5 protein-coding genes and 1 pseudogene are annotated in these 6,352 nt (G+C 73.6%); 2 read left to right on the top strand and 4 right to left on the bottom strand.

Translation table 11 applies throughout. The features are described from left to right. Positions 1–206: 206 nt before the first annotated feature. From AB7J25_RS29740 to AB7J25_RS29725, 4 genes are all read right to left on the bottom strand, one after another. The gene (locus AB7J25_RS29740) at positions 207–593 is read right to left on the bottom strand and encodes a VOC family protein (RefSeq protein WP_428514554.1); all 387 of its coding nucleotides are present in this window, start codon (positions 591–593) and stop codon (positions 207–209) included. A gap of 54 nt (positions 594–647) precedes the next feature. Continuing rightward, a complete protein-coding gene (locus AB7J25_RS29735; RefSeq protein ID WP_428514552.1) occupies positions 648–1,313 on the bottom strand; it encodes a hypothetical protein in 666 nt (221 codons plus the stop codon). An 88-nt stretch (positions 1,314–1,401) separates the two neighbouring features. After that, positions 1,402–3,186: a polysaccharide biosynthesis tyrosine autokinase gene (locus AB7J25_RS29730; protein WP_428514550.1), complete on the bottom strand. Its 1,785-nt coding sequence runs from the start codon at positions 3,184–3,186 to the stop codon at positions 1,402–1,404. After that, positions 3,186–4,466 carry an O-antigen ligase family protein gene (locus AB7J25_RS29725; protein ID WP_428514548.1) on the bottom strand — a complete coding sequence of 427 codons (1,281 nt, stop codon included), beginning with the start codon at positions 4,464–4,466 and terminating at the stop codon, positions 3,186–3,188. The genes AB7J25_RS29730 and AB7J25_RS29725 overlap by 1 nt, the downstream gene beginning before the upstream one ends. A gap of 129 nt (positions 4,467–4,595) precedes the next feature. Between AB7J25_RS29725 and AB7J25_RS29720 the strand changes: the two genes are divergently transcribed. Together AB7J25_RS29720 and AB7J25_RS29715 are read left to right on the top strand one after the other, a co-directional pair. Further along, entirely contained in the window at positions 4,596–6,002 is a 1,407-nt protein-coding gene (locus AB7J25_RS29720; protein WP_428514546.1) for a polysaccharide deacetylase family protein, read from the top strand. A gap of 60 nt (positions 6,003–6,062) precedes the next feature. Continuing rightward, positions 6,063–6,352 (top strand): annotated as a pseudogene (locus AB7J25_RS29715) (FAD-binding monooxygenase); the annotation flags it as partial.

Raw genomic sequence — 6,352 nt, 5'->3', positions numbered from 1 at the left:
GTCCGCTCCGCCACAATCCGCCTCGGCGGCCAGGAGATCACCCTCGACCCCGACATCCCCACCGCCGCAGCAGAGATCCTCGATCAGCTACCCGCCGCGGGTCACTAACGAGGTGTCCTGACTCAGGCCCGAGGATCTCCCCACCGGACGCACGGCACGTTCGCCGAACTGAGCGGGACGAACCCGCCCGTGTGACCGGTCCACCCCTACCCCGGTGCCCCGTGGTGCACGGCCTCGACGTTGTGCCCGTCCGGGTCGCGCAGGAAGACCCCGTAGTAGCCGGGGTGGTACTCCGGCCACTCCCGCGGCGCATGCAGCACCTCGGCCCCGGCCGCCAGCGCCGCCTCGTGCACGGCGTCCACCGCGGCCCGGTCGGGTGCGCGCAGCGCGACGTGCAGCTCGCGGGTCTCGCCGCCGCCCGCGGGGACGAGCCATAGGTCGGGCTGCCCGTCCGCTCCTCCGAGACCCACGACGAAGGAATCCCCCATCGGGAACCGCATGATCTCGCGGGCCCCGATCGGCGCGAAGACCTGCAGGTAGAACCGCAGCGAGGCGGCGACGTCGCCGACCTGGACACCGAGGTGATCGAGCATGGCGCGGACGTTAGCCGATGCGGCCGACACTTTCCGGCGGTCGGCGCACCGCGATCACCACCAGGCATCCGCCTCGTGCACGGTGACCCCGGGCGGGGCGATGACGTCGACGATCGTGGCGACGGCGTCGAAGACCAGGTCCGCCGAGCGCAGGTGCTCCTGCGGCCCACCCGTGACGGGGTCGGGGACCGCCTCCTGCTCGGGTGGCACCGGCGGCAGGCCGGCGTGCAGCCGCGGGGCCCACTCCACGATCCGCAGCGCCCGGTGCACGGGGTCCGGCGGCAGGCGCCGCGGGTCGAGCGACTGCACCATCCGCGCGAACCGGCGCAGGCCGTAGACCTTGTGCACGGCATCGCCCGCGAGCCAGGCGATCGCCGCCCGGTGCGACTCCTCCATGGTCAGCACCAGGTCCGAGCTGATGATCATCTTCTCGTCGAGCCGCCGGGAGGCGAACGGGGTGTCGTCCGGGACGGCCCAGACGTCGAGCGCGGCGCGCGTACCCGGGTGCATCGGGCGGCCGGGGGTGGCGCGGATGCCCGCGCTCGCGAAGCGGAACGCCGTCAGCGCCTCGGGACCGAGCCGGTCCACCATGAGCCGGCGCATGAGCGCCTCGGCGAACGGGGAGCGGCAGAGGTTGCCGGTGCACACGAACAGCACCTCGAACGCCGCCTGGGGCTGCCAGGCCGGCGCATCCGCGGACGGCTCCTCGGGAGCGGTCACCACACCGGTTCACCTCGCCGCACCGGTCGCTGCTGGATGTGGTGAGCAGGCTGTCGGAGACGCTCGACGGCCGGCTCCGCCGTCGAGGCTACCGGCCGGCCTCCTCATCGGCATGCCCGTCGCCGTCGGCGCGGTCGCCACCGTCTCCCGGCACCGGCGCGGGCGAGCGCAGGCCGGGGTCGACGTCCTCGTCACGGCCCTCGACGCCGGCGGCGGGCTTCAGCGGCTGCGTGGCGGTCGCGGTGGTCGCCCTCGTCGCCTTCGCGTGGGGCACCGCCGGGCCGGACGCCGCAGGCGGCGGATGGGCCTCCGCGGACCCGGCCACCGGGGCGGGCGGCCGCGGGGCCGTCGGCGCCACCTGCTTCGGGATGACGTTCGTCGGCGGGCCGGACACCACCCGGCCGCTCCTGCCGTACTGGCCGGCCCCGTTGCCGTTCGGGGCGGCCCGCCCGCCCCCGTCCGCGGGGCGGGTCCACGCAGGCGCGAGCATCGGCCGCTCGCCGAGCGGCATGTCGAGCTCGGAGTGGACGGCGAGGTAGGCCTGCTCGGCGCTGCTGCGCTTCTTGCGGGGTGCCGGCACCATCGTGAGCACGGCACCGAGCAGCGGCGCGGACACGGTCTCCAGCGCGTCCCGGGCCGCGAGCACCTTCTGCCGGTTCACCCCGCCGACCGGGACGACGAGGAGCACCCCGTCCACCTGGCTGGCCACGGCGGCGGCGTCGATGACCGGCGAGAGCGGCGAGGCGTCGACCAGGACGACGTCGTAGCGCTCGCGGGCCTGGGCGAGCAGCCCCGCCATGGCCGCCGAGCCGAGGACCTCGCTCGGGTTGGGCGGTAGCGGCCCGCTGGCGAGGACGTCCAGCCCCGGGCGGACCCGCTGGACGGCCTGGCCGCCCGGCATGCGCCGGACCAGGACGTTCGTGAGCCCGACGGCGCGGTCCACCCCGAGGATCTCGGCGAGGCGGGGCCGGCGCAGGTCTCCCTCGACGACGAGGACGCGGCCGCCGGCCTCCGCGAGCACGAGGGCGAGGTTCGCGACGGTGGTGGTCTTCCCGGCTCCCGGGGTGGGACTGGTGAGTAGCCAGACCCGCCGGTTGCGGTCGACGTCGAGGAACTGCAGGTTCGTGCGCAGCTGCCGGAAGTCCTCGGCGACCCTGCTGCCCGACGCCGCCTCCGCGATCAGCGGGGTCTTGTCGATCGCGGAGTCGGCCTCGATCGAGCCGAGCACCGGGACGCCGAGCAGGGTGCGCAGCTGGTCCGGGGTCTTCACCGACGTGTCGGTGCGTTGGCGCAGGATCGCGAACCCGGTGCCGACCAGGAGCCCCAGCAGGGCGCCCAGCACGAGGTTCACCGCGGGCCGCGGGACAACCGGGTCCACCGCGGGCTTGGCGGGCTCGAACACCTTCGCGGTGACGGCCGGGGGCACGGTGGGATCGGTGGTCTCGAGTTCCGTCACGTTCGCGACGAAGCGATCCGCGACGAGGTTCGCGATCTGGGCGGCCCGGTCGGGCGACGGGTCGGTGACCGTCGCGGTGAGCAGGAGGGTGTCCTGGGTGGTGCGGGCGGTCACCTGGTTCAGCACCTGCTGGGCGGTGAGGCCCGGCCCGTACGCGTCGGCGACCTCCTGCGCGACTCGCGGGCTCGTGAGCACCTCGAGGTAGGTCGCCACCCGCTGCGACGCCAGGTCGCCCGCGTCGAGCGCCGAGGCAGCGTCGCTCCCGCCGCGAGCCGAGACGAACACCGTCACCTCGCTCGCGTACTCCTTCGGCGTGAGAAGCGTAACGGCGCCACCGACAATCACTCCGAGCAGCAACCCGATGACCACGAATCGCCAGCGAGTACGTACCGTGTCGAGGTACTCGCGTAGCGTCATCACATTCTCCCTTGACCGATGATGGGCGTTTCCCAGCTCTGCCGAGCGTAGTCGCTCGGCGTCCCGGCGGTCGGGGCCGGAATGGGCACCCGGGGCGGTTTCGACAATTCGCTCGGCGCGGCCTCCGGTGTTTGGTCTGCCGAATCGACCGCCGATCTCGAGTACAGCAATCCGGCGGCGAGTGCGATACCCAGAACGTAGAACGTGAGCCGGTTGTCATTCAGGTCGCCGCTCACCAGCGACTTGCCGAGCACGCAGACGAGGACGGCGAACGTCGCCCCGCCGGTGAAGTCGACCGTGGCGCGATGCGCCCGCACCATGCAGTAGCCGATCCAGCACAGGAACGCGCCACCGAGGATCACCCCCGCCTCGGCGAGCACCTCGACCGGCAGGTCGTGCGGGTAGAAGTAGCCGCCGAACGCGGCCCCTTCGAAGCCGCCCAGGCCGATCCCGAAGGGGTGGCGGGTGACCTGGTCGAGCGCGACCTCGATCAGCCGGACTCTGTTGTCGACGCTGCCGGCGTTGTTGCCCTCGAAGAAGTTGAGGATGCGGCCCCGTGAGTACTCGGGGGCCAGCGAGAACGACACGAGCACGCCGACGGCGACGAGGCCCAGGAAGACCAGGCCGCGGCGCACCGACGGGCGCCTGCGCACGAGGAACGTCCCGACGACGATCGCGATGATCGCCGAGAACAGCGGCCCCCGCGAGCCCGACTGCAGCAGGACGTACACCGACGCGGCCCCGATGGGCAGCGCGAGCAGCAGCGGCCACGCCTTCCAGATCAGCGCCATCGTCATGATCACGACGACGACCGCGGCGGCCGTGCCCAGCCCGATCGTGTCCACGCTCTCGGTGGTGATGGGTGCCCCGGTGTAGTTGCTGGACAGCCGCGGGTTGAACAGGCCGCCCCCGACGACGACGCCCGCGACGACGGCGAGCGCGATCAGGTGGCGGCGCACGTCCGCCCGGTCCCGGATGAGCAGCGCCGGGGCGAGCATCGACAGCAGCGTGAGCGTGAACAGCCGCACCGCCTTGTCCTCGCCGTACGGCGTGGGTGCGGTGAAGAACGCCGCCGGGAGCAGCAGGAGGAACCCGAGGACGACCAGGTGCACCGCGGGCGGGATGCGCCCGACGATCACCTCCCACACCACGAGGCCGGCGACGGCGACCGCGAGCAGCAGGGTGACGTCGACGGGCAGGCTCGCCAGCGCACCGACCTCCTTGAAGGAGCCGGAGAGCACGAACGCCGCTGTCAGGAGAGCGGGCAACCACCTCGCCACTCCGCCCAGGCTAGCCGCGCCCCGCGGAGGCTCGCCACGCACGGTGAGCCTGAGCGGCGCAACGCTTCCCGGCTGTGCCATGGTCGAGTGAATGACCGCGAACCCGCCTGTCCGCAGGGCGCCCCTCCGATGACCTTCTGTGTCACCGTGCCACCCGGGCGTGTGCCGGAGCGCCGGTACGTCCTCGACGTCGTGCTTGCCGACCGGCTCGGCCTGCCCTGGCGCCTGGAGACCTGCAGCGAGATCCGGGGCGCCCCCGAGGTGCGGATCACCCGGGACGGCGCGGCGGACGGGCGCGCGGTCGTCCTGCCCGACGTGCTGCTCGCCGTCGCGGACGAGGCCTGGCTCACGGCCACCTCGCTCCCGCGGGGACCGCTGCCGCGGCTGCCCGTCGGCGCCCTGGGCGAGGGCACGCCGCTCGGGGAACGCATCCCGGCACTCTGGTCGCGACCGGGGGCGGGCTGCGCGGGCGACGCGGGACCCGAGGGCGTCACGCTGCACGTCGACGTCCTCGGCACGGTGTTCGCCCTGCTCACCCGCTACGAGGAGCTCGCTGACGGCCCGCGGGACAGCTACGACCGCTTCCCCGCGGCCCGGTCGGTCGCGGGTCGCGAGGGCCTGCTCGGCGTCCCGCTCGCGGACCTGTGCGTCGAGCTGCTCTGGGCGGCACTGCAGCGCACCTGGCCGGACCTGCGGCGGCGCCCCACGTCGTACGACGTCCTGCTCAGCCACGACGTCGACGAGCCGCTCTCCACCCTGGGCCGCGGGCCGCGCCTGCTCGCCCGCCAGTTCGCCGGCGACGTCGTGCACCGCCGCGACGCGGGGCTCGTGCTGCGGCGCGCCCGCGCGGTCGCCGACGCCCGCCGGGGGCGCTTCGACCGCGACCCGCACGCCACGTTCGACTTCCTCTGCGACGTGAGCGAGCGCCACGGCCTGCGGAGCGCCTTCTACTTCCTCGCCGCCAACGACGTCCACGACGACCTGCTGGGCCATCCCTGGGTGCAGCGGCTGATCGGGCACGTGCACGAACGCGGGCACGAGGTGGGGCTGCACGCCGGGTTCGGGACCTACCGCGACGGCGGGCGCACCGCGGCGGAGTTCTGCCGGCTGCGCGCACTCGCCGAGGCGCAGGGCGTGGACCAGCCGCGGTGGGGCGGGCGCCAGCACTACCTGCAGTGGGTCAACCCGGACACCTGGCGCCACTGGGACGACGCCGGGCTGGACTACGAGTGCACGCTCGCGTTCAGCGAGATCGCGGGATTCCGCACCGGCACCTGCCATCCCTACCGGGCGTTCGACCTCCTGCGCCGCCGCCCGCTGCGGCTGGTCGAGCAGCCCTTCCAGGTGATGGACGTGACGCTCTTCGGCTACCTGGCGCTTCGCCCCGACGCCGCCCGCGAGACGATCCTGGACGTGGCGCGGCAGTGCCGGCGGTTCGGCGGCACGCTGGGACTGCTGTGGCACAACGACGAGGTCCTGCGCACCGCGCACCAGCGTCGGTGGTACGCGGAGACGGTCGCCGCGATCGCCCCGTAACGCCACGGTCCGGCGACCCGAACAGCAGAGGGTGGTGCACGCACACGTGAGGCAGGTCCTGTGAAGATCACCTGTGTCGGCGGTGGCCCCGCCGGCCTCTATCTCGCCCTGGTGGCCAAGCTGCGCGACCCGTCGCGCGAGATCACGGTCCTCGAACGCAACCCGCCCGGTACCACCTACGGGTGGGGTGTCGTGTACTGGGACTCGCTGCGCAACGCCCTGCACCGGACGGACCCGGAGAGCGCCCGCGAGATCGCGGCGCGGTCGGTGACGTGGCCGGGCCAGCAGCTGCGGATCGCGGACGAGGTCGTGCACCTCGGCGGCTACGGCTACAGCATCGGCCGCCAGCA

The sequence above is a fragment of the Pseudonocardia sp. genome (assembly GCF_050246655.1).
In the GTDB taxonomy this organism is placed as follows: Bacteria; Actinomycetota; Actinomycetes; order Mycobacteriales; family Pseudonocardiaceae; genus Pseudonocardia.
This window is presented reverse-complemented; position numbering and strand designations above follow the sequence as displayed.

Bases quoted from the DNA above. Each gene is read 5' to 3' on its own strand.
- AB7J25_RS29730 (WP_428514550.1), bottom strand. From the start codon at position 3,186: ATGACGCTACGCGAGTACCTCGACACGGTACGTACTCGCTGGCGATTC.
- AB7J25_RS29740 (WP_428514554.1), bottom strand. From the start codon at position 593: ATGCTCGATCACCTCGGTGTCCAGGTCGGCGACGTCGCCGCCTCGCTG.
- AB7J25_RS29720 (WP_428514546.1), top strand. From the start codon at position 4,596: ATGACCTTCTGTGTCACCGTGCCACCCGGGCGTGTGCCGGAGCGCCGG.